Annotated in this window: 14 protein-coding genes and 1 pseudogene; 1 reads left to right on the top strand and 14 read right to left on the bottom strand. The window is 71.9% G+C overall.

Going from position 1 to position 20,753, the window contains the following annotated elements:
- The first annotated feature begins 63 nt into the window (after positions 1 to 63).
- Entirely contained in the window at positions 64 to 1,443 is a 1,380-nt protein-coding gene (locus tag ACLIN4_RS29695; protein ID WP_107479109.1) for an OFA family MFS transporter, read from the top strand.
- A gap of 79 nt (positions 1,444 to 1,522) precedes the next feature.
- On the opposite strand, the gene ACLIN4_RS29690 is transcribed toward ACLIN4_RS29695, so the two are convergent.
- From ACLIN4_RS29690 to ACLIN4_RS29625, 14 genes and pseudogenes are all read right to left on the bottom strand, one after another.
- On the bottom strand, positions 1,523 to 2,725 hold the full coding sequence (locus ACLIN4_RS29690; protein ID WP_307651826.1) for a sugar phosphate isomerase/epimerase family protein: 1,203 nt from the start codon (positions 2,723 to 2,725) through the stop codon (positions 1,523 to 1,525).
- A 115-nt stretch (positions 2,726 to 2,840) separates the two neighbouring features.
- On the bottom strand, positions 2,841 to 4,256 hold the full coding sequence (locus tag ACLIN4_RS29685) for a nucleotide pyrophosphatase/phosphodiesterase family protein (protein WP_381911400.1): 1,416 nt from the start codon (positions 4,254 to 4,256) through the stop codon (positions 2,841 to 2,843).
- Positions 4,253 to 5,497 (bottom strand): metabolite traffic protein EboE, encoded by a 1,245-nt coding sequence (eboE, locus tag ACLIN4_RS29680; protein ID WP_289907625.1) that lies wholly within the window; start codon positions 5,495 to 5,497, stop codon positions 4,253 to 4,255. Before eboE ends, ACLIN4_RS29685 begins: the two co-directional genes overlap by 4 nt.
- Before the next feature lie 3 nt (positions 5,498 to 5,500).
- The gene (locus tag ACLIN4_RS29675) at positions 5,501 to 6,349 is read right to left on the bottom strand and encodes a TatD family hydrolase (RefSeq protein ID WP_411576415.1); all 849 of its coding nucleotides are present in this window, start codon (positions 6,347 to 6,349) and stop codon (positions 5,501 to 5,503) included.
- Positions 6,349 to 7,020 (bottom strand): EboA domain-containing protein, encoded by a 672-nt coding sequence (locus tag ACLIN4_RS29670; protein WP_107480545.1) that lies wholly within the window; start codon positions 7,018 to 7,020, stop codon positions 6,349 to 6,351. Before ACLIN4_RS29670 ends, ACLIN4_RS29675 begins: the two co-directional genes overlap by 1 nt.
- A complete protein-coding gene (locus ACLIN4_RS29665) occupies positions 7,017 to 7,997 on the bottom strand; it encodes a sugar phosphate isomerase/epimerase family protein (protein WP_257101979.1) in 981 nt (326 codons plus the stop codon). Before ACLIN4_RS29665 ends, ACLIN4_RS29670 begins: the two co-directional genes overlap by 4 nt.
- Positions 7,994 to 9,118 carry an SCO3242 family prenyltransferase gene (locus tag ACLIN4_RS29660; protein ID WP_373428982.1) on the bottom strand — a complete coding sequence of 375 codons (1,125 nt, stop codon included), beginning with the start codon at positions 9,116 to 9,118 and terminating at the stop codon, positions 7,994 to 7,996. The genes ACLIN4_RS29665 and ACLIN4_RS29660 overlap by 4 nt, the downstream gene beginning before the upstream one ends.
- Complete coding sequence (locus ACLIN4_RS29655) at positions 9,115 to 10,410, bottom strand: inositol-3-phosphate synthase (RefSeq protein WP_107478926.1); 1,296 nt, start codon at positions 10,408 to 10,410, stop codon at positions 9,115 to 9,117. The genes ACLIN4_RS29660 and ACLIN4_RS29655 overlap by 4 nt, the downstream gene beginning before the upstream one ends.
- A gap of 224 nt (positions 10,411 to 10,634) precedes the next feature.
- Positions 10,635 to 14,338 (bottom strand): annotated as a pseudogene (locus tag ACLIN4_RS29650) (ThuA domain-containing protein).
- A 307-nt stretch (positions 14,339 to 14,645) separates the two neighbouring features.
- Positions 14,646 to 15,644 carry a sugar phosphate isomerase/epimerase family protein gene (locus ACLIN4_RS29645; RefSeq protein WP_100048062.1) on the bottom strand — a complete coding sequence of 333 codons (999 nt, stop codon included), beginning with the start codon at positions 15,642 to 15,644 and terminating at the stop codon, positions 14,646 to 14,648.
- Positions 15,645 to 15,660: 16 nt separating this feature from the next.
- Entirely contained in the window at positions 15,661 to 16,956 is a 1,296-nt protein-coding gene (locus ACLIN4_RS29640; RefSeq protein WP_289907630.1) for a Gfo/Idh/MocA family protein, read from the bottom strand.
- An 84-nt stretch (positions 16,957 to 17,040) separates the two neighbouring features.
- The gene (locus ACLIN4_RS29635; protein WP_100048064.1) at positions 17,041 to 18,084 is read right to left on the bottom strand and encodes a substrate-binding domain-containing protein; all 1,044 of its coding nucleotides are present in this window, start codon (positions 18,082 to 18,084) and stop codon (positions 17,041 to 17,043) included.
- A 17-nt stretch (positions 18,085 to 18,101) separates the two neighbouring features.
- A complete protein-coding gene (locus ACLIN4_RS29630) occupies positions 18,102 to 19,121 on the bottom strand; it encodes an ABC transporter permease (protein ID WP_100048065.1) in 1,020 nt (339 codons plus the stop codon).
- Positions 19,118 to 20,635 (bottom strand): sugar ABC transporter ATP-binding protein, encoded by a 1,518-nt coding sequence (locus ACLIN4_RS29625; protein ID WP_100048066.1) that lies wholly within the window; start codon positions 20,633 to 20,635, stop codon positions 19,118 to 19,120. The genes ACLIN4_RS29630 and ACLIN4_RS29625 overlap by 4 nt, the downstream gene beginning before the upstream one ends.
- Positions 20,636 to 20,753: the final 118 nt, after the last annotated feature.

The raw sequence follows: 20,753 nt of genomic DNA, 5'->3' as shown, positions 1-20,753 counted from the left end.
CACGAAAGGAAATGGACAGGGGGCGCTGGCCAGATCTTTCGAACGCAAGGGGTGCGAGACGACATGACGACGACCGACCTGCGGACCTCGGCTTCGTACCGAGAGGTGACCGACGCGAACGGACGCGTCTACCGCGTCGGTGAGACCGACATCGACATCATGGGCCGCAAACGCAAGTGGATGGTCATCCTGCCGTGGATCGGCATGATGGGCATCAGCTCGGCGGAGTACGCGTTCGCGTCCGCCGAGGACACGCTCCACGAGGCCCACCACTGGTCCAGCGGCAGCATCTACTGGATGATGACCGCCTGGGTGTTCTGCCAGGCCGCGGTCGCCTTTCCGGCGGGGCGGCTGCGTGAGAGCGGCAAACTGCCGGCGCGTTGGGCGATGATGCTCGGATCGGCCGGCACGCTGCTCGGCTATCTGTCGCTGGCGTTCGCTCCGCATGTCACGCTCGCCTTCATCGGGTTCGGCGTGTTCAGCGGCATGGGCGCGGGCATGGTGTACGCGACCTGCGTCAACATGGTCGGCAAGTGGTACCCGGAGCGCAGGGGAGGGAAGACCGGCTTCGTCAACGGCGGTTTCGCCTACGGCTCGGTGCCGTTCGTCTTCATCTTCCACGGCTACATGGACACGTCCAACTTCCGCTGGGTACTGGTCTCGGCCGGTGTCTTCCTCGCCGCGACCGTGGCGATCGCCGGCTTCTACTTCCGGGACCCGCCGAAGAACTGGTGGCCGGCCGCCGTCGACCCGCTGAACCCGCCGGCCGACCCGCGGGCCCGGCGTTCGCTGGAGAAGAACCCGCCGGCCGTCAAGCAGTACTCCCCGATGGAGGCGTGGAAGACCGGCCGGGTGGCGCTGATGTGGTTCTGTCTCGCCTGCACCTCCGGCGTGAACATCTTCGGTATCGCCTTCCAGGTCGACATCGGCGAGGAGGCGGGCTTCGCGGCCGGCATCGTGGCCACCGCGATGTCGCTGAAGGCGATCGTCAACGGCACCGGACGCGGCGTCATCGGCTGGCTCTCCGACCTCTACGGCCGCAAGCAGTGCCTGCTCTACGTGTGCGCGATCCTGGGCCTCGCCCAGTTCGGCATCATCTGGTCGGCCGAGATCAAGAACCTGCCGCTGTTCCTGGTCTTCTCCGCCATCTCCGGTTTCGGCGGCGGTGCGATCTTCCCGATGTTCGCGGCGCTGACGGCGGACTACTTCGGCGAGAACAACAACGCCACGAACTACGGAATGGTCTACAGCTCCAAGCTCGTCTCCGGCCTGGGCGCGGGCATGGGCTCCGTGGTCGTCGCCGCCTGGGGCTACAACGGCGCCTTCACCCTGGCGGGCTGCATATCGATCTTCGCCGGCTTCATGGCGCTGTTCCTGCGGCCTCCGGGCCGCCCGAAGAACAAGCGCGTCACGCCCAATCCCCGGCCACTGGGTGAGGGATGACCTGACGGAACTTTCCTCGCACGGACCGGGCGGCCCCTCCCCCAGCACGCGGGAAGGGCCGCCCGGTCCGTCTTCCGGGTCAGCGACGGCGCTTGCGCAGGGCCGCCAGGTTGTCGTAGCTGATCTTGGCCTCGCGCAGCGACTGCGCCGGGTCGGTGGCGCTCGGGGAGTTGTCGTCCTCGACCATCGGGTTGTGGTAGTTCCGCTGGCCGACCCGCGAGAAGAACGTCGTGTAGTCGATGACGCCCGTTCCGAAGGGCACCATGTCGTAGCCCATGCCGTTGGTCGTGCTGACCACGCCGTCCTTGGCGTGGAACAGCGGGTAGCGCTTGTTGTGGCGGGCGACGAGACCGGCCGGGTCGAAGACGTTCTTCCGGGTGGAACCGTCGTGGGCGGTGTAGGTGTGGAACTTGTACTGGGCGACGTGTGCCCAGAAGATGTCCATCTCCAGCCAGACGAGCCTCGGGTCGGTGACCTTCAGGAAGTACTCGAGCTTCCGGATGCCCGAGCTGCGGGTCGGCCGGCCCTGGTCGTCCAGCGGGCCCCCGTCGAGCAGGAAGCCGTAGGCGCTGTCGTGGTTGTGGGTGTAGAGCTTGATGCCCTCGCGGCGGGCGATCTCACCGAGCGCGTTCCACTTGTCGGCGGCCACGTCCCAGTCGGCGCGGTAGGAGCTGCCGGTGGGGTCGCCGCCGGTGCCCATGTGGTCCATGCCGATGATGTTGGCGATCTCCAGGTGCTTCTTGAAGGTGTCCTTGTCCGCCGTGGTCAGCGGCCAGGACGGCGGGATGAAGCCGTGGTTGCCCTGGGCCCGCAGTCCGTAGTCGTCCAGCCAGGAGCGCAGCAGCTTCGCGCCCGCGACGGACTCCAGGTCGGCGCCCCCGGGCGCGTTGGCGTGCTGGCGGTAGCCCGCGAACTCGACCTGGCGGTAGCCGTGGCGGGCGAGCTGCTTGAAGACCTCGCGGAAACCGGAGGGCAGGTCACTGGCGAGCGGGTCGCGGGCCGTGGCGTCACGGACGGTGTAGAGGATGATGCCGCGCTTGTCCGCCGGGACGAGGACGTGCCCGCGTCCGTGACCGCGGTCGTGGTCTGCGTCCCGGTCGTGGGCCAGGGCGGGTGCGGCGCCGAAGACGGGTGCCGCGACCGCGCCGGCGGCGACGGCGGTGCAGGTGCTGAGGAAGCGGCGCCGGTCCACGCCGAGGGTGCGGCGCAGGCCCTCGTCCGGGCCGTCGGCGGACGGGGCCGTGGTGGCTCTGGTGCCGGAGGGGTCTGAGAACAGGGTCACGGGTGCCTGCCTTCTGGGTCGTGGCCTGCGCCGATGCGGCTGGGGCGGGCCGTTGTCAGTGCCGTGTGTTTCACTCTCAGTAGTCGGATCTCGGCGGCGTTGCCGGGTGGTGCGTTCAGCCGAGTCCGGCCAGCCGGAGCAGGAGTTGTTTCACGTCGGTGGCCGCGACGCGGTCTCCGACAGCGCGGGGGGTGGAGCAGATGAGGAGCGGACCGTCGTCGTCGCTCGCGGGGAGGCGGCCGTGGCTGCCTCGAATAGGTGACGCGTCCAGGGGCACGACCGCCATGCGGTAGCGCATGCCGAGCTTCTTGCGGGCCAGGGCGGTGGCCGCCTTGACCTTGACGTAGGGGTCGTGGGGGTCCATGAACAGCTCGACCGGGTCGTAGCCGGGTTTGCGGTGGATCTCGACGAGCTGCGCGAAGTCGGGTGCGCGGTCGTCGTCGAGCCAGTAGTAGTACGTGAACCAGGCGTCGGGTTCCGCGACGGCGACGAGTTCGCCGGCGCGGGGGTGGTCGAGGCGGTGGGCCTTCTTGCCCTCGTCGTCGAGGAGTTGTTCGATCCCGGGGAGTCCGTCGAGGGCGGCTCGGGTGGCGTCCAGGTCCTCGGGGCGCCGGACGTACACGTGGGCGATCTGGTGGTCGGCGACCGCGAAGGCGCGGGAGGCCATCGGGTCGAGGTACTCCATGCCGTCCTGGGTGTGCACCTCGAGCAGGCCGGCGCGGCGCAGGGCACGGTTGATGTCCACGGGCCGGCTGACGGGGGTGATGCCGTACTCGGAGAGTGCGACGACGGTGCGTCCCTCGGCGCGGGCGTCGTCGAGGAGCGGGGCCAGGGCCGCGTCCAGGTCGGCCGCCGCCTTCAGGGAGCGCGGGTCGTCGGGGCCGAAGCGCTGCAGGTCGTAGTCGAGGTGAGGGAGGTAGCAGAGCGTCAGGTCGGGGTGCCGGGTCGCCATGATGTGCCGGGTGGCGTCGATGATCCACTGGCTGGAGACCAGGTCCGCGCCGGGTCCCCAGAAGTGGAAGAGGGGGAAGGTGCCGAGCTTTTCGGTGAGTTCGTCGTGCAGGGCCGGGGGCCTGGTGTAGCAGTCGGGTTCCTTGCGGCCGTCGGCGTAGTAGACGGGGCGGGGGGTGACGGTGATGTCGGTGTCGGCGCCCATGGCGTACCACCAGCAGATGTTGGCGACGGTGTAGCCGGGGTGGGCGCGGCGGGCGGCGTCCCAGAGCTTGTCGCCGGTGACGAGTCCGTTGTGCTGGCGCCAGAGGAGGACGTCGCCGAGTTCGCGGAAGTACCAGCCGTTGCCGACGATGCCGTGTTCGGACGGGTGGGTGCCGGTGAGGAAGGTGGACTGGGCGGCGCAGGTGACGGCGGGCAGGACGGTGCCCAGCGGCGCGCGGGAGCCGGACTGGCCGAGCTGTTTGAGGTGGGGCATGTGGTCGAGGAGACGGGGGGTGAGGCCGACGACGTCCAGGACCAGGAGGGGCGTCGGTCCCTCGGAGGGGGCCGGTGCGCCGGAGGAGGTGGTTCGGGTCATGGCAGTTCCTTCAGGCCGAGGTCGGTCAGCAGGTCGCGGGCGAGGGTGAGCTCGGCGGCGATGCCGTCGGTGAGCTGGGCGCGGGCGCGGGGCCGCAGCTCGGGCGGGAGGGCCTGCCAGGTGTAGGTCTCGACCTCCAGGTGGCGGGTGAGCGGGTGCGGGCCGCCGACGAGGCGGGTCAGGGCGGTCTTGAGCACGGGGAGGGTGGAGGTGAGGGGCGCGGCGGGGGCCGCGTGCAGGGGGACGTGGAAGTGGGCGCGCCAGGGCGTGGTGTCGGGCAGGGGGCCGGCGTCGGCCAGGGCCTCGTCGAGGTCGTCGGTGCCGTGCAGGGCGACGGTGGCCGCGGTGGCGGGGGTGGCCGGCGCGGTCGCGGTGGTGGCCGGCGCGGTCGCGGTGGCGGGGGCCGTCGGGGTGAGGGTGCGGGTCTGGTGGAGGAAGCGGGGTTCGGCGAAGGCGGCGAGGGCGTCGCGTACTTCGGGGTGAGAAGGGTGTTCGGCGTGCAGGGCGGCGGAGAGCTGGGACTTGACGACGGGGACGCGGGCCGCGGTCAGGGCGTCCAGGGCGGTGTGCGGGTCTTCGAAGGAGGTGGCGAGGTGGCAGGTGTCGACGCAGATGCCGATGCGGTCGTGGGCGATCGCGGTCAGCGGTGCGATGGCGTCCCGGGTGGTCTCCACGACGCAGCCGGGTTCGGGTTCCAGGCCGATGCGGATGGAGCGGCCGGTCAGCTCGTGGAGGGCGTCGAGGCGTTCGGCGAGGGTGACCAGGGCGGTACGGGCCTTGTCGGCGCGGGTGTCGTCGTAGGCGGTGCGCCAGGCGAGCGGCAGGGTGGAGATGGTGCCGTCCGTGACGTCGTCGGGCAGCAGCCCGGCGAGGACGCGGGCCAGGGAGGTGGTGTGCTCGAGGCGTTCGGGGTCGGCCCAGTCCGGCTTGTAGACGCGGTACTTGACCTCTTCGGCGCCGAAGCCCTCGTAGGGGAAGCCGTTGAGGGTGACGACCTCCAGTCCGCGCCGGTCGAGTTCGGTGCGCAGCCCGCGCAGTGCGGACGGGTCGGTGACCAGGGCGTGGGCCGCGTCCCTGGCCAGCCACAGCCCGATGCCGAGGCGGTCACGGCCGAGACGGCGCCGGACCGGCTCGCAGTGGTCGCGGAGCTGGGCGAGGACGCCGTCGAGGGTCTCGGCGGGATGGACGTTGGTGCAGTAGGCGAGGTGGACGGTGGAGCCGTCGGGGTGCCGGAAGCGCATGGCTCACTCACCGCCCCGCAGGATGGAGTTGCCCTCGTGCGTGGCGTCCTGCGAGGCGACGTCCAGGCTCAGGCGTCCGCTGAGGCCGTAGAAGGCGACGGGGTTGCGCCACAGCACGCGGTCCACGTCGTCCTCGCTGAAGCCCTCGTCGAGCATCAGGTCGCCGACCTTGCGGGTCTTGAGCGGGTCGCTCTTGCCCCAGTCGGCGGCGGAGTTCACCAGGACCCGCTCCGGGCCGTACTCGCGCAGGAGCGCGACCATGCGGGCCTCGTCCATCTTGGTGTCCGGATAGACGGAGAAGCCGAGCCAGGCGCCGCTGTCCTTGGCCTCCTTGACGGTGGTCTCGTTGAGGTGGTCGACCAGCACCCGGTCGGTGGGCAGCGCGGACTCGCGCACCACGTCCAGGGTGCGGCGCAGGCCGGCGAGTTTGTCGCGGTGCGGGGTGTGCACCAGGGCGGGCAGGCCGTGGTCGGCGGCGAGCTGGAGCTGGGCGGCCAGGGCGGCGTCCTCGGCGGGGGTCATCGAGTCGTAGCCGATCTCGCCGACGGCCACGACGCGGTCCTTGACGAGATAGCGGGGCAGTTCGTCGAGGACGGGGGCGCACCGCGGGTCGTTCGCCTCCTTGGGGTTGAGGGCGATCGTGCAGTGGTGGGCGATGCCGTACTGGGCGGCGCGGAAGGGTTCCCAGCCGAGCAGGGCGTCGAAGTAGTCGCGGAAGGAGTCGGGAGAGGTACGGGGCTGCCCCAGCCAGAAGGAGGGTTCGACGACGGCGCGGACGCCGGCGGCGTACATGGCCTCGTAGTCGTCGGTGGTGCGGGAGGTCATGTGGATGTGGGGGTCGAAGATGCGCATCAGGACTCCTTGCCGTGGGGGTCGACCGGGCCGGGAGCGGGAGGCTCGGACTCGGTCAGGGCCAGGACGCGGTGGAGGTCTTCGGGGACGGGGCGGCCCGCGGCCGTGCGTTCGGCGGCGTAGTCGGCGAGCATGCGGGCGAGTTCCGCGTCGCCTGCGGCCCGTCGGCCGAGGTCCGCCACCCGGTCGACGGGGACGCCGGTGAACAGGCACTTCAGTACGGCGTGCCGCCACTGGTGGGCGTCGAGGTGCCGGGCGGCGTACGGGCCCAGGGCGGCGGCGACCAGCCGGGTGTCGTTGGTGCGCAGGGCGTCCTCGACGAGCGGGAGACCGTCCGGGCCGGGCACGAGGTGGGGCAGCGCGTGGAGGACGGCGCGGCGTTCGTCGGCGGTGCCCTGGGAGTAGACGCGGGTCAGGGCGTCGGTGCCGGCGCGTGCGGCGTGCAGGACGAGGACGCGGGCGGCGTCGGCGTGGGCGGGGCCGCAGCGGCGTCCGGCTTCGGCCAGACGCAGCTCCCACACCGAGATGGGGCCGTGGGCGCCGGGGTGGGCGGCGGCCTCGTCCAGGGCCTGGTCCAGCCAGGCGCGGGCGGCTCCGCCGAGTTCGGCGGTGAGGGCGGCGCGCAGGTCGGCGGGCGGCAGGTGGGCGTGGGTGGCGTGCGGCTGCGTCATGGGTGTGGCTCCCTTCGATGGGTGGCGGAGGGCTCGCCCGAGCGGTTCGTGCGGGGTGCCGCCGCCGCGGCCCGGCGGAGGAACGGAAGGGAGCGTTCGGCGAAGTGGGGGCCCGCGTGGGAATGGCGGGGGAGTTCGACGACGGTCAGGCCCTGGTAGCCGGTGGCGGCGAGGGCCTCGAGGACGGGCGGGAAGTCGATCTCGCCGTCACCGAAGGGGAGGTGTTCGTGGACACCGCGGCGCATGTCCTCGATCTGCACGTGACGCAGCCAGGGGGCGGCGGCGCGTACGCAGTCGGCGGGAGGGAGGGGTTCGAGACACTGGCAGTGACCGATGTCGAGGGTGAGGCCGAGGTTCTCGGGGTCACCGAGGGTGCGGCGCAGCCGGTGGAAGCCGTCGAGGTCGCCCAGGAGGTGACCCGGCTCGGGCTCCACCGCGAGCGGCACACCGGCGTCCGCTGCGGCGTCCAGGACCGGGGCCAGGGCTTCCGCCAGGCGCTTCCAGGCCGTCTCCTCGTCCGTTCCGGGCGGGGTGACGCCGCTGAAGCAGTGCACGGCGTGGGCACCGAGGTCGGCGGCGACGCGAACGGCCCTCAGCAGCAGGTCGGCGCGGCGGGCCCGGTCGTCGGCGTCGGGGTCGAGGAGCGAGGGGCCGTGCTTGCGGCGCGGGTCGAGGACGTAGCGGGCCCCGGTCTCCACGGTGACGCCGAGCCCGAGCTCGGCCAGCCGGTGCGCGACCCGTCGGGTACGGGCGGCCAGGTCCGGAGCGAGCGGGTCGAGGTGCATGTGGTCGAGGGTCAGGCCGACGCCGTCGTAACCGAGGTCGGCGAGGAGGGCGAGGGCGTCGTCGAGTCGGAGGTCGGCGAGGCCGTTGGTGCCGTAGCCGAAGCGGAGGGAGGGTGCGGGTTCTCCGTCCCTGTGCGTGCGCGGGTCCGGGGCCGCCTGATCGCGCGGGGGCTGATGGGTGTGCGGGTTCACGTGATGCTCACCTTCCTCATGGCCGCCCTCTTCGCGAACATCCGCCCCGCCGGTGCCAGGGCGGCGACCAGCAGGGACGTGACGGGCGCCCCGGAGCGGGCGGCGAGCGCCGCCTGGAGCGGGACGGTGGCCCGGATGCCGCCGCCTACGGCGCGTTGGACGAGTGGGGGTGAGGGGTTGAGCGTGGCGTGGAAGTAGGGGCGGGCGGCCGTGGCGGCGTAGGCGGCGGCCAGTGCGGTGGTGAGGGCGCCGGTGGTCCGCGACGGCTGAGCGGCCGGCGCGGAGCCCGGCAGGCCGGTGGTCCGGTACGGCTGAGCGGCCGGGTTGGAGCCCGGCAGGCCGGGGGCGGCTGCTGCCCGCCGGCCTGCCGGGAGTCGGATGCGGCCGGCGGTGACCAGCCGCGTCAGCGCGCCCGTTGTCGCCAGGGCGGCCAGCGGGGCCAGGACCGAACCGCCGGTGGTCTCCCGGCGGGAGACCGCCGTGACCGCGAGGGTGTGGCTGCCGAGCAGCGCGGCGGAGGGCAGTGCGGCCCGGGTGCCGCCACTGGTGGCGGCCGCGCCCAGGAGCAGGTCCAGTCCGCGTGCCGCGGCCATGGCCGCCGGTCCGGCGGGCGTGTGCTTCAGGGTGAGGTCGTAGGCCCAGACGGTCGCCGCCAGGGGCGCGGCCACCGCGAGGGCGGGGCGTCCCGCGCCGGCGGCCAGTGCCAGTCCGGCGCCGGTGAGGGCACCGGCCGCCGCGAGGGCCGCCGCCGGTCGGATGCGGCCGGACGGAAGCGGGCGGTGCGGGCGTTCCACGGCGTCCTCGGCACGGTCGGCCCAGTCGTTCAGGGCCATGCCGGCCTCGTACAGGCACAGGGAGGAACCGATGGCGAGCAGCGTGCGGGGGCCGGGCCGCGCACCGGCCGCCGCCGCGCCGGCCAGGGCGTCGCCCGGCACGGTGAACAGGGCGGGCAGGCGCAGCAGTTCGGCCCAGGCGCCCGCGCGGCCGGAGCGGGGGCCGGAAGCGCGGGGTAGGGAGCCGGAGGAGGCCGCCGGGGCGACGGCCCCGGCAGCCGAGCGCTGCTCCGGCGCGGGCGGGCCCGCCTCGGACGCGGCCCGCGCCGCGGCTGCCGTGCCGCTCAACGCTGCCTCCCGTGCTCGTCGGCGTCCTGTCGGGCCCCACCGGCTACGCCGCGGTCGGCCGCACTCCCGCCGGAGGCGTCCCGGTGCGCCTCGGTGCCGACGGCGGGGGCCTCCGGGGGCCCGTCGTCGCCCTGGACGCCCGCGCCGTCCCGCAACAACCCGGCGAAGCGTTTCAGCTCGGCGTACTGCTCGGCCAGTGACGACGGGCCCTCCCCGACCGGGTCCTTGAAGTAGAAGCCCAGTTCGCTCAGGGGTCCGGACAGGCCCCGCTCCTGGGCGCGGGCGGCCAGACGGGCGAGGTCGAGGACGAGCGGGGCGGCGAGCGCCGAGTCGCAGCCCTGCCAGGTGGTCTGGAGGATCATGCGGGCGCCCAGGAAGCCGTCGAAGGCGATGTGGTCCCAGGCGGTCTTCCAGTCGCCGAGGGAGGGCACGTCGTCGATGTGGACCTCGCCCTCGGGCACGGCACCGAGGGTGTCGGCGAGGACGCGTTCCTTGCCGGCGTTCTTGGCGGCGGCGGCCGCGGGGTCGGCGAGGGCGGCTCCGTCACCGCCGCCCAGCAGGTTGGTGCCGGACCAGGCGCGCACGGCGAGGGCGCGTTGCAGGAACATCGGGCCGAGCACGGAGCGCAGCAGGGTCTGCCCGGTCTTGCCGTCGCGGCCCGCGTACGGCAGGCCCGATGCCTCGGCGAGCGGGGCCAGCGCCGGGTGGTGCAGGCCCGTGGAGGGGGTGAAGTTCACGTAGGGGCAGCCGGCCCGCAGGGCGGCCGCCGCGTAGAGGGAACTGGGCGGCAGCGAGCCGTCGGTCGGCGCGGGCTCGGTCGAGGCGACGTTCACCACGACGGCGCCCGCGAGGTCCTGGCGGCGCACGAAGTCGCGGATGTCGGCGGCGAACACGTCGATCCACTCGTCGTCGGTGCGGTCGGGACCGTCGTCCGTGTCACGGGGCTGGGGGCCGCCGGGCCGGATCTCGCGGTCGGCGGCGACGAGTTCGGCGTGCACGGCGGACGGCAGCCCGTGCGGCAGGACGCCGCCGGCGGCGAGGTGCTCGGCACGCTTGGGCAGCGGACAGTCGAGGGTGTCGTGGCCACCGAAGACGAGGGACGACAGCGACGGCAGACCGCACGAGGCGAAGTCGGGGGTCTCGGTGACCATGCCGGTCGGCGGGTGGAGCCCGGCGGCGACGGCGGCGCAGCCCGCGATCGCGGTCGTGGCCACGGAGCCGCGCGCCCCGATGAGCCAGACGCCGAAGCGCGGGGCCGTGGAGGGGATGGGCAGGGACGGTTCGGCGGACATGGGCAGCCTCCTTGTCGTACGCGAACCGGACGCGAGTGCCGGAAGGGGGGTGCCGGTGCGCAGGCCCCGGCGGGACGGCGGGCGGAGGTCCGGCGTCCTCCGCCCGCCGCCGTTCCGATTGCCCCGGAGGGGCGGGTCACCCCGGGGCAGGACGCCCCGGGGGGTCAAGCGGTCCTGGGGTCAAGCACCCCGAGGTGTCTCGGCGCCCAGGGGGTGGGGCGCCCCTAGGAGGTCAGTTCCTTCAGCTGGATGTTGCGGAAGGAGACCTGGTCCTCGGCTCCGTGGTTCTGGAGGCCGATGTAGCCGTCGGTCAGGCTCCGCTCGGGGTCCTTGTTGGTGAAGTCGTTGATCTTGACTCCGTTGAGGAACACCTGGAGGCGTTCGCCCTGGACCTTGATCTCGTAGGAGTTCCACTGGCCGGGCGGCCGCAGGACCTGGTCACGGGCCTTGATGTTCGCCGACTTGAAGGAGTAGACGGAGCCCGTGGTGCGGTCCGGCGCGTCCGTGGCGTCGATCTGGATCTCGTAGCCCTTGTTCACGGCGGACCAGGGGTCGTCGGAGGCGGGGAAGCCCACGAAGATCCCGGAGTTGTCGTCGCCCTGCATCTTCCAGTCGAGCTTCAGGGAGTACGACTTCAGCTCCTTGGCCTGGTACCAGAGCAGCCCCATGCCGCCCTCGGACTCCATGGTGCCGTCCTTGACGACGAACTTGCCGGGGCCGGCCTGCTTCCAGCCGTTCAGGGTCTCGCCGTTGAAGATGTCCCGGTAGCCCTTGCCCGGCTTGCAGTCCGCCTTGACCTGACCGGTCGCGTACTGCATGCCGCCGAGCAGGTGGGCGCGGAAGGCCTCGTCCGCGTAGGACTCCTTGGTGTGACCGCCGCCGGTGTAGAAGGAGCGGCCGCCGCCGTAGTTCTGGCACCAGGCGATCGGGTGGTCGCCCTTCATGTTCCCGCCGTCGTAGGTGGTCTCGTCGAGGGTGGCGAGCACCTTGGCCTGCTCACGCGGGTTGGTGCGGTAGTTGTACCACTCGTCGGTGCGCTCCCAGGTGTCGCCGAGGTGCGCGGTGGACGGGTGGTCGTGGTCGTGGACGCGCACCGTGGCCTTCTGGATGGCCGGGTGCGAGTCGAAGTAGGCGCCGACGAGGCCGCCGTAGAACTCCCAGTCGTACTCGGTGTCGGCGGCGGCGTGGATACCCATGTAGCCGCCGCCGTTCGCGACGTAGTTCTCGAACGCCTTCTGCTGGTCGGTGTTGAGGACGTCACCGGTGGTGGACAGGAAGGCGACCGCGTCGTACTTGGCGAGGTTGGCCGTGGTGAACTGTCCGGCTTCCTCGGTCGCGGTGACGGAGATGCCCGCCGGGGTGCCGAGCTCCTTCAGGGCGGCGATACCCTCCGGGATGGAGTCGTGGCGGAAGCCGGCCGTCTTGGAGAAGACCAGGACCTTCTTTCCGGCCTTGAACGGCTCCTTGGAGAACTCGAAGTCGTCCACGTCGTACAGCGCGCCGTCGCCGCCCCGGAAGACCAGGTAGATATCCGAGGTCCGCTTGGGCAGCGACCGCAGCGGCACGTCGACGTCCTGGAACTTCTCCCAGCCGCCGGTCGGCGGGATGTACGCGGAGCCGTGCAGCTTGCCCGTGGGCGAGCCGGTGCGCAGCTCGATGAACCCGCCCGCGCCGCCGGAGGAGGCACGCACGGTCAGCTTCTTCTGCCCGTCGAACTTGTAGGGGCTGAAGGAGATCCAGTCGCCGTCGTGGATGTCGCCGACGGTCTTGCCGCCGTTGGCGCCGGTCTTGTCGATGACCGAGACGCCCTGCTGGGTGCCGAAGTGCTCGGCCTGGCGGTGCGGCGGCTGGATCACGGTGCGCGCGGTGCCGGTGAGGGCCTCCTGGCCGTTGGCCCCGCCGTCCGTGTAACTGGCGCCGACGACGCCGTAGATGTTGGCGTTGGGGTCGTGACCGCCGTCGCCCGGCGGCGGGTTGAGGGTGCCCTCACAGCCCATCTCGCTGGTCAGCTCGTGGGCGTGGGAGTCGTGGCCGAGGCTGTAGGCGACCTTGACCTTGGAGCAGTCGACGGTCTCGTCGGGGTCGGTGACGGTCACCTTGAAGGGAACGGGCTCGCCCATCGGTGCCAGACTGCCGTTGCCCGGGACCTCGATCTTCACCTTGGGCTCGGTGTTGCCGACCACGATCCGGACGCTGGCGTTGCCGGTGTTGCCCTCGGGGTCCTTGGCCGTGAAGGTGGCGGTGTAGGTGCCGACCTTCTTGTACTTGTGGGTGGGGGTCAGCCCCTCGCCCTTGGTGCCGTCGCCGAAGTCCCAGCTGTAGGTGAGGTCCGGGGAGTCGGCGTCCTTGGCGGTGGCGGTGAACTTGACCTTGAGGCCGGCCGCACCGGACGTCTTGTCGGCGCTGACCTCGGCGATCGGGGAGAAGCCGTCCTCGGCGTTCTCGATCCGGTACAGCGCGGAGTTCTCGTCGCCCTGGAACCAGGAGACGCCGTAGTCCAGGACGTAGAGCGCGCCGTCGGGACCGAACTCCATGTCCATGATCTGCGTGCCGGTCCACGGGAAGTCGTTGATCTTCGCGACGGTGCCGTCGGCGTTCTGCTCGATCCGCTTGATCCAGCGGCGGCCGAACTCACCCGCGAAGAAGTCGCCGTCGAACTCCTCGGGGAACTTCACGGAGGAGTCGAGCTCGGGGTCGTAGCGGTAGACCGGGCCGGCCATCGGGACTCGGAGCCGCTGCCGAACTCGGGCACGCTGCCGCCGTCGTACGGGATCCAGGCGGGCTGGGCGGGCGGCAGGTCGACCAGGCCGGTGTTGTGCGGCGAGGTGTTCTTCGGGGCGGCGCAGTCGAACTTGTCGCCGGAGGCGCCGGTGGCGAAGTCGTAGTCGACGTAGGCGTCGTTGGCGCCGGTGCAGAACGGCCAGCCGAAGTTGGCGGGCTCGGTGACCTTGGCGAACTCGACCTGTCCCGCCGGTCCGCGGTTCGGGTCGGCGGAGCCGGCGTCGGGGCCGTAGTCGCCGACGTAGACCGTGCCGGTCTTGTCGTCGACGCTCATCCGGAACGGGTTGCGGAAGCCCATCGCGTAGATCTCGGGACGGGTCTTGTCGGTGCCCGGCGGGAAGAGGTTGCCCTCCGGGACGGTGTAGGAGCCGTCCTCGGCGACCTTGATGCGCAGGATCTTGCCGCGCAGGTCGTTGGTGTTGCCGGAGCTGCGGCGGGCGTCGAAGGCCGGGTTTCGGTTCTCCCGCTCGTCGATCGGCGTGTAGCCGTCGGAGGCGAAGGGGTTGGTGTCGTCGCCGGTGGACAGGTAGAGGTTGCCCTCGGCGTCGAAGTCTATGTCGCCGCCGACGTGGCAGCAGGTGCCGCGGGAGGCCGCGACGTCCAGGACCTTCTTCTCGCTGGCCATGTCCAGCGTGCCGTTGGGGTTGAGGACGAAGCGGGAGAGGCGGTTGACGCCGTCGAACTTCTTGAAGTCCTCGGCGGTGCCGGTCTCGGGCGCGTCGCCCGCGGGGGTGTCGAGCGGCGGGGCGTAGTACAGGTAGATCGCCCGGTTGTTCTCGAAGTCCGGGTCGACGCCGACGCCCTGCAGGCCCTCCTCGTCGTGGCTGTAGACGTCGAGCCTGCCGGCGACCTTGGTGACGCCGCCCTGGTCGGTGAGGCGCAGGGTGCCGTCGCGCGAGGTGTGCAGGACGCTGCGGTCCGGGAGCACGGCGAGCGACATCGGCTCGCCCGTCTCGGGCTCGCCCTTGGCGAGCGGCACCTGCTGGAACTGCCCCTCGGCGGCGGCCGGCTCGTCCGCCGCCGACTGGGCTCCGGCGACGGTCGCCGGGGTGCCCACGGTCAGCATCAGGCCGGTGACCAGGGCGAGGACGGTGCGAAGTCCGGTGCGTCCCGTGGTGCGGGTGCCTTTGGGTCTGCTTCTGTGCACGAAGTCCCTCCGGGAACGGAATGGGCCGTACGGGATGGTGCGGGTACGTGCGGTACATGCGTGAGGAGACGTGCGGTGCGGGCGCCGGGGTGCGCCGTCACCCCGGAGGCGTGTGTGTCCTGAACACTTCAGCGACGGTAGCCCCGTTCGTCCTGGGCCAACACCCCTTGGACCCCGGATAGTTGAACTTCATCCCATCGCAGGACAAAGCGGCATCCGGGCAGGCGGGACCGGGGGCCGGCGGTCCGGGCGACGGCGTACCGTCCCGGCCCCGGCCCCCGTCCCGACCTGCTGCCGGGGGCGTGGGTCAGCTGTTGAACGCGGCGTCGAAGGAGGCGCTGGGCGGCTCGAAGTCGAAGGCCTTGAGGCGGGTGAGGGCCTCGGGGGCGCCCTGGAGCCGGTCCATGCCGGCGTCCTCCCACTCGACGGAGACGGGACCCTGGTAGTCGATGGAGCGCAGCATGCGGAAGACGTCCTCCCAGGGGACGTCTCCGTGGCCGGCCGACACGAAGTCCCAGCCGCGGCGCGGGTCGCCCCACGGCAGGTGGGAGCCGAGCCGTCCGTTGCGGCCGTCGAGGCGCCTGCGGGCCTCCTTGCAGTCGACGTGGTAGATCCGGTCCCGGAAGTCCCACAGGAACCCGACCGGGTCGAGGTCCTGCCACACGAAGTGCGAGGGGTCGAAGTTGAGGCCGAAGGCCGGCCGGTGGTCCACCGCCTCCAGGGCCCGCTGGGTGGTCCAGTAGTCGTAGGCGATCTCGCTGGGGTGGACCTCGTGCGCGAAGCGCACGCCCTCCGCGTCGAAGACGTCGAGGATCGGGTTCCAGCGGTCGGCGAAGTCCTGGTAGCCGCGTTCGATCATGGACTCCGGGGCGGGCGGGAACATGGCCACCAGGTGCCAGATGGCCGAGCCGGTGAAGCCGATGACGGTGTCCACGCCGAAGCGTGCGGCGGCCCGCGCGGTGTCCTTGATCTCGGCCGCGGCCCGCTGCCGTACGCCCTCCGCGTCGCCGTCCCCCCAGATCCGGGCGGGCAGGATGGCCTCGTGGCGTTCGTCGATGATGGCGTCGCACACCGCCTGGCCGACGAGGTGGTTGGAGATCGCCCAGCACTTCAGCCCGTACTTGTCGAGCAGCTGGTGGCGCGAGTCCACGTACGAGGGGTCGGCGAGTGCCTTGTCGACCTCGAAGTGGTCGCCCCAGCAGGCGAGTTCCAGTCCGTCGTAGCCGAAGTCGCGGGCGAGCCGGCAGACCTCCTCCAGTGGCAGGTCCGCCCACTGGCCGGTGAAGAGAGTGAAGTTGCGTGGCATGTCGCTGCCGGCCTCCTCAGAGGGCGTCGGGGGCGATGGGGGTGATCGGGGTGTAGACGGAGTTCTTCTCTGCGCTCTCCTCCACCGCCGCCAGCACGCGCTGGACCTGGAGCCCGTCGGCGAAGGACGGTTCGGGCCTGCGGCCCTCGGCGATTGCGTGGACGAGGTCGCGCACCTGGTGGACGAAGGTGTGCTCGTAGCCGAGGCCGTGGCCCGGCGGCCACCAGGCGTCCAGGTAGGGGTGTTCGGGTTCGGTGACGAGGATGCGGCGGAAGCCGGCGTGCTCCCCCGGTTCCGTACCGTCGTGGTACTCCAGCTCATTGAGCCGTTCCAGGTCGAAGGCGAGCGAGCCGTGCTCCCCGTTGAGTTCGATGCGCAGGGCGTTCTTGCGGCCGGTGGCGTACCGGGTGGCCTCGAAGGAGACCAGGGCACCGGAGGTGAGGCGGCCGGTGAAGACGGCGGCGTCGTCCACGGTGACCTGGCCCGTGGTGCCGTCCGACGAGCCCGCCGACAGGCCCCGGGCGGCGCCCTCGGGCAGCGGGCGCTCCCGTACGAAGGTCTCGGTGAGCGCGGAGACGCCCGCGATCCGCTCCCCCGTCAGGTACTGCGCGAGGTCGACGATGTGGGCGCCCAGGTCGCCGAGGGCTCCCGAGCCGGCCAGTTCCTTGCGCAGCCGCCAGGTCAGCGGGGCCTTGGGGTCCACCAGCCAGTCCTGGAGGTACGTCACCCGCACGTGCCGCAGCCGGCCGACGCGGCCCTCGGCGACCATCCGGCGGGCCAGGGCGGTGGCCGGCACCCGGCGGTAGTTGAAGCCGACCATCGCGATCTGGCCGCGTGCGTCCGCCTCCTGGGCGGCCCGGGTCATCGCCTCGGCCTCGGCGACGGTGTTGGCCAGCGGCTTCTCGCACAGGACGTGCTTGCCCGCGGCGAGGGCGGCCAGCGCGATCTCGGCGTGGCTGTCGCCGGGGGTGCAGATGTCGACGAGGTCGATGTCGTCCCGTTCGACCAGGGCCCGCCAGTCGGTCTCGGTGCTCGCCCAGCCGTGGCGGTCGGCCGCCGTGCGGACGGCGTCGGCGTCCCGGCCGCAGATGGCCGCCGGCACCGGGTTCAGCGGCAGGTCGAAGACCCGGCCGGCGGTGCGCCAGCCCTGGGAGTGTGCGGCGCCCATGAAGGCGTAGCCGACCATGCCGACGCGCAGCGGCGGTCTGGTCGCGGATGCCCCCGTCGCCCCGGTCCCGGTCCCGTTGCCGGTCCCGCTCCCGGCGGCCGGTCGGTGCTCCCCGGCCCCCTCGGGCTGCTGCGGCTGTCCCATGCGGATGTCCTCCTCGTCGTCGTGCGCGGTGGGGGGTGGGCCCCGCCCCGGTCGGCTGGTCGGGCCGCTCCGGGGCGGCGGCCCTCACTTGAAGCCCGTGGACATGTACTGGTCGACGTTCTCCTTGTCGACGACGGCCGAGTAGCAGGTGACGGTCGAGGGGATCTCGAACTCGGCGAGGCCGCTGATCCCCTTGCCCTGGCCGAGGGCGCGGGCGAGGTCGATCGCGGAGGCGGCCATGGTCGGCGGGTAGAGCACGGTCGCCTTCAGCACGCCGCTGTCCGCCTTGATCGCCTGGAAGGCGGAGAGCGCTCCCGCGCCGCCGACCATCAGGAAGTCGTCGCGCCCGGCCTGCTCGATGGCGCGCAGCGCGCCCACGCCCTGGTCGTCGTCGTGGTTCCACAGGGCGTCGAACTGGGACTGGGCCTGGAGCAGCTGCGACATCTTGGCCTGGCCCGACTCGACCGTGAACTCGGCGGCCTGGCGGGCCACCTTCTGGATGTTCGGGTAGTTCTTCAGGCCGTCGTCGAAGCCCTTGGTGCGCTGCTGGGTCAGCTCCAGGTTGTCCAGCCCCGCCAGCTCGATGACCTTGGCGCCCTGCTTGTCCTTGAGCTTCTCGCCTATGTAGTGGGCGGCGTTGAGGCCCATGCCGTAGTTGTCGCCGCCGACCCAGCAGCGGTAGGCCTGCGGGCTGTTGAAGATGCGGTCGAGGTTGACGACCGGGATGCCGGCGCGCATCGCCTTCAGTCCGACCTGGGTGAGGGCCTTGCCGTCGGCGGGCAGGACGACCAGGACGTCGACCTTCTTGTTGATGAGGGTCTCGATCTGGCCGATCTGCTGGGCGGTGTCGTTGGAGCCCTCGGTGACCTCCAGGGTGACGTCCGAGTACTTCTCGGCGCGCTTCTGGGCCTGGTCGTTGACGGCGTTGAGCCAGCCGTGGTCGGCCTGCGGGCCGGCGTAGCCGATGGTGACCGGCTTGCCCGGCTTGTCGTCGGCGGCCGGCTGCGTGTCCGCGGCCTTGTCGCCGCCGTCGTCGGTCTCGTTGCTCGTGCACCCGGTGAGGACGGCACCGGCGGACACGGCGGCGGCTCCGAAGAGCAGCCCTCTGCGGCTCGTGAGGTTCGTCATGACGGTGGACCCTTTCCTCAGTGCGTGCTTGCGGTACGGCGCTGGACCAGCACGGCGGCGACGATGATCGCGCCCTTGGCGATCTGCTGCACGTCGGTCTGCAGGTTGTTCAGGGCGAAGATGTTGGTGATGGTGGTGAAGATCAGGACGCCGAGCACGGAGCCGACGATGGTGCCCCGGCCGCCGGTGAGCAGGGTGCCGCCGATGATCGCCGCGGCGATGGCGTCGAGTTCGTAGAGGTTGCCGTTGGTGTTCTGGCCGGAGCCGGCCAGGACGATCAGCAGGAAGGCGGCGATGCCGCAGCACAGCCCGGACAGCAGGTAGAGGTAGAGCCGCTGGCGGCGGACGTCGATGCCCGCGAGGCGGGCGGCCTCGGCGTTGCCGCCGACGGCGACGGTGCGGCGTCCGAAGGTGGTCCGGTTGAGCACCAGCCAGCCGATGACGGTGACCGCCGCGAAGACCAGGACCAGGGGCGGGATGCCGAGGATGTAGGAGTCGCGCTCGCCGAGGTCCAGGACGCTGGGCACGGTGACGACCTGGGTGCGGCCGTCGGTGATCTGGAGCGCGAGGCCGCGGGCCGAGGCCAGCATGGCGAGGGTGGCGATGAACGGGACCATCTGGCCGAAGGCTATGAGCACCCCGTTGACCAGTCCGCAGCCCACTCCCACCACGATCGCCGTGAAGAGGATGCCGACGAAACCGAATTCCTGGGTGGCGACGGTGGTCGCCCACACCGACGCCAGGGCGACGATCGCGCCCACGGACAGGTCGATGCCCCCGGAGATGATCACGAAGGTCATGCCGACGGTGACGACGCCGATCACGGACGCCTGGGTCAGCACCAGCTGGAGGTTGCGGGTGTCGAGGAACGAGTCGGGCTGGGTGATGCCGCCGATGAGGACCAGTGCGGCGAGCACGCCGAGCAGGGTGAGGGTGCGGACGTCGGCGCGGCCCAACTGGACCCGCCAGGCGGGCGGACCGTCCACCGGTGCCGCCTTGCCGGTGCCGTCCCGCGGCGGGGACACGTGCTGCGTCATGACGCCGGGCTTCCTTCCATCACGAGGTCGAGTACGCGGTGTTCGTCGAGTTCGCGGGCGGGGGCCTCGTGCACGACCCGGCCCTCGCGCAGCACCAGCACGCGGTCGGCGAGGCCGAGCACCTCGGGCACCTCGCTGGAGACCAGCAGCACGGCGAGGCCCTCGTCGGCGAGGCGGCGGATGACCGCGTAGAGCTCGGCGCGGGCGCCGACGTCGACGCCGCGGGTGGGTTCGTCGAGGAGCAGTACCTTGCAGCCGCGCAGCAACCAGCGGGCCAGGACCGCCTTCTGCTGGTTGCCGCCGGACAGGGTGCGCACGGGCACGGAGGGGTTGTCGGGCCGCAGGGACAGCTCGCGGGTCGCCGCGCGGGCCGCCTCCAGTTCGGCGCCCCGGTCGAGCCAGCCGCCGCGCGAGAAGCGGGACATGGCGGAGACCGACACGTTGCGGGTGACGGACTCCAGCATCAGCAGGGCCTGCGCCTTGCGCTCCTCGGGGGCGAGTCCGAGCCCGGCGCGGACGGCGGCGCGGACACTGCCCGGCCTGAGCGGGCGTCCTTCGACGAGCACCTCGCCCGTGCTCGCCTTGCGGGCCCCGTAGATCGTCTCCAGGATCTCGGAGCGGCCGGAGCCGACGAGTCCGGCGAGGCCGACGATCTCCCCGGGGCGGACCTCCAGGTCGAGGGTGTCGAACTCGCCCTGGCGGGACAGCCCCTTGACGCTCAGCACGGGCTCACCCCCGGGTGGCGCGGCCGGCCGCTCCGGGAAGACGTATTCGACGTTGCGCCCGGTCATCAGCGCCACCACGTCGCGGGTGGGCGTCGACTCGGCGGGCAGCCCGCCGGCGACGGCCCGGCCGTCCTTGAGGACGGTGACCCGGTCGCCGATGCGGCGGATCTCCTCCAGGCGGTGCGAGATGTAGACGACGGCGACGCCTTCGGCGGTGAGGTCGGCGACGATGCGGAAGAGGTTGTCGACCTCGTCCGGGTCGAGCGCGGCGGACGGTTCGTCCATCACGATCAGCCGTACCTCGTGCGACAGCGCCCGCGCCATGGACACGATCTGCTGCTGCGCCGCCGAGAGTTCCCCGACCAGCCGCCCCGGATCGACCTCGGGGTGGCCGAGCCGTTTGAGGAGCTGGGCCGTCGACTCCTTGGCGGTCCGGCCCCGTACGACGAAGCCGGCGGTGGTCGGTTCGTGGCCGAGGTGGACGTTCTCGGCGACCGACATGTGTTCCACCAGGTCGAGTTCCTGGTAGATGGTGGCGATGCCGAGGCGCATGGCCGCGATGGGCGAGCGCAGGGTGACGTCCTCGCCGCGCCAGCGGATGGTGCCGGTGTCGGGCTGGTGGGCACCGGCCAGCACCTTGATGAGGGTGGACTTGCCGGCGCCGTTCTGGCCGAGCAGGCAGTGCACCTCGCCCGCCTGGACGTCGAGGTCGACGCCGTCCAGGGCCCGGACTCCGGGGAAGGACTTGGTGATGCCGGACATGCTGAGCAGCGGTGGTTCTGGTGCCATGTGAGGTCCCCTCGGCGGGCGTGCGGGCCGGTGTCAGGGCAGAGCGGGGCAGGGCTGTGCAGAACTGGGCTATACGGAAAAGGGCATATCGGGGTAGAGCGCTGGGCCGGGTGACGCT

It is taken from the genome of Streptomyces mutabilis (genome assembly GCF_046628145.1).
GTDB classification, from domain to species: Bacteria; Actinomycetota; Actinomycetes; order Streptomycetales; family Streptomycetaceae; genus Streptomyces; species Streptomyces mutabilis.
The sequence above is the reverse complement of the archived record's forward strand: the minus strand, read 5'-3'. Positions and strand labels throughout refer to the sequence as shown.

Bases quoted from the DNA above. Each gene is read 5' to 3' on its own strand.
- ACLIN4_RS29695 (WP_107479109.1), top strand. From the start codon at position 64: ATGACGACGACCGACCTGCGGACCTCGGCTTCGTACCGAGAGGTGACC.
- ACLIN4_RS29685 (WP_381911400.1), bottom strand. From the start codon at position 4,256: ATGACCCGAACCACCTCCTCCGGCGCACCGGCCCCCTCCGAGGGACCG.
- eboE (WP_289907625.1), bottom strand. From the start codon at position 5,497: ATGCGCTTCCGGCACCCCGACGGCTCCACCGTCCACCTCGCCTACTGC.
- ACLIN4_RS29675 (WP_411576415.1), bottom strand. From the start codon at position 6,349: ATGCGCATCTTCGACCCCCACATCCACATGACCTCCCGCACCACCGAC.
- ACLIN4_RS29670 (WP_107480545.1), bottom strand. From the start codon at position 7,020: ATGACGCAGCCGCACGCCACCCACGCCCACCTGCCGCCCGCCGACCTG.
- ACLIN4_RS29655 (WP_107478926.1), bottom strand. From the start codon at position 10,410: ATGTCCGCCGAACCGTCCCTGCCCATCCCCTCCACGGCCCCGCGCTTC.
- ACLIN4_RS29645 (WP_100048062.1), bottom strand. From the start codon at position 15,644: ATGCCACGCAACTTCACTCTCTTCACCGGCCAGTGGGCGGACCTGCCA.
- ACLIN4_RS29640 (WP_289907630.1), bottom strand. From the start codon at position 16,956: ATGGGACAGCCGCAGCAGCCCGAGGGGGCCGGGGAGCACCGACCGGCC.
- ACLIN4_RS29635 (WP_100048064.1), bottom strand. From the start codon at position 18,084: ATGACGAACCTCACGAGCCGCAGAGGGCTGCTCTTCGGAGCCGCCGCC.
- ACLIN4_RS29630 (WP_100048065.1), bottom strand. From the start codon at position 19,121: ATGACGCAGCACGTGTCCCCGCCGCGGGACGGCACCGGCAAGGCGGCA.
- ACLIN4_RS29625 (WP_100048066.1), bottom strand. From the start codon at position 20,635: ATGGCACCAGAACCACCGCTGCTCAGCATGTCCGGCATCACCAAGTCC.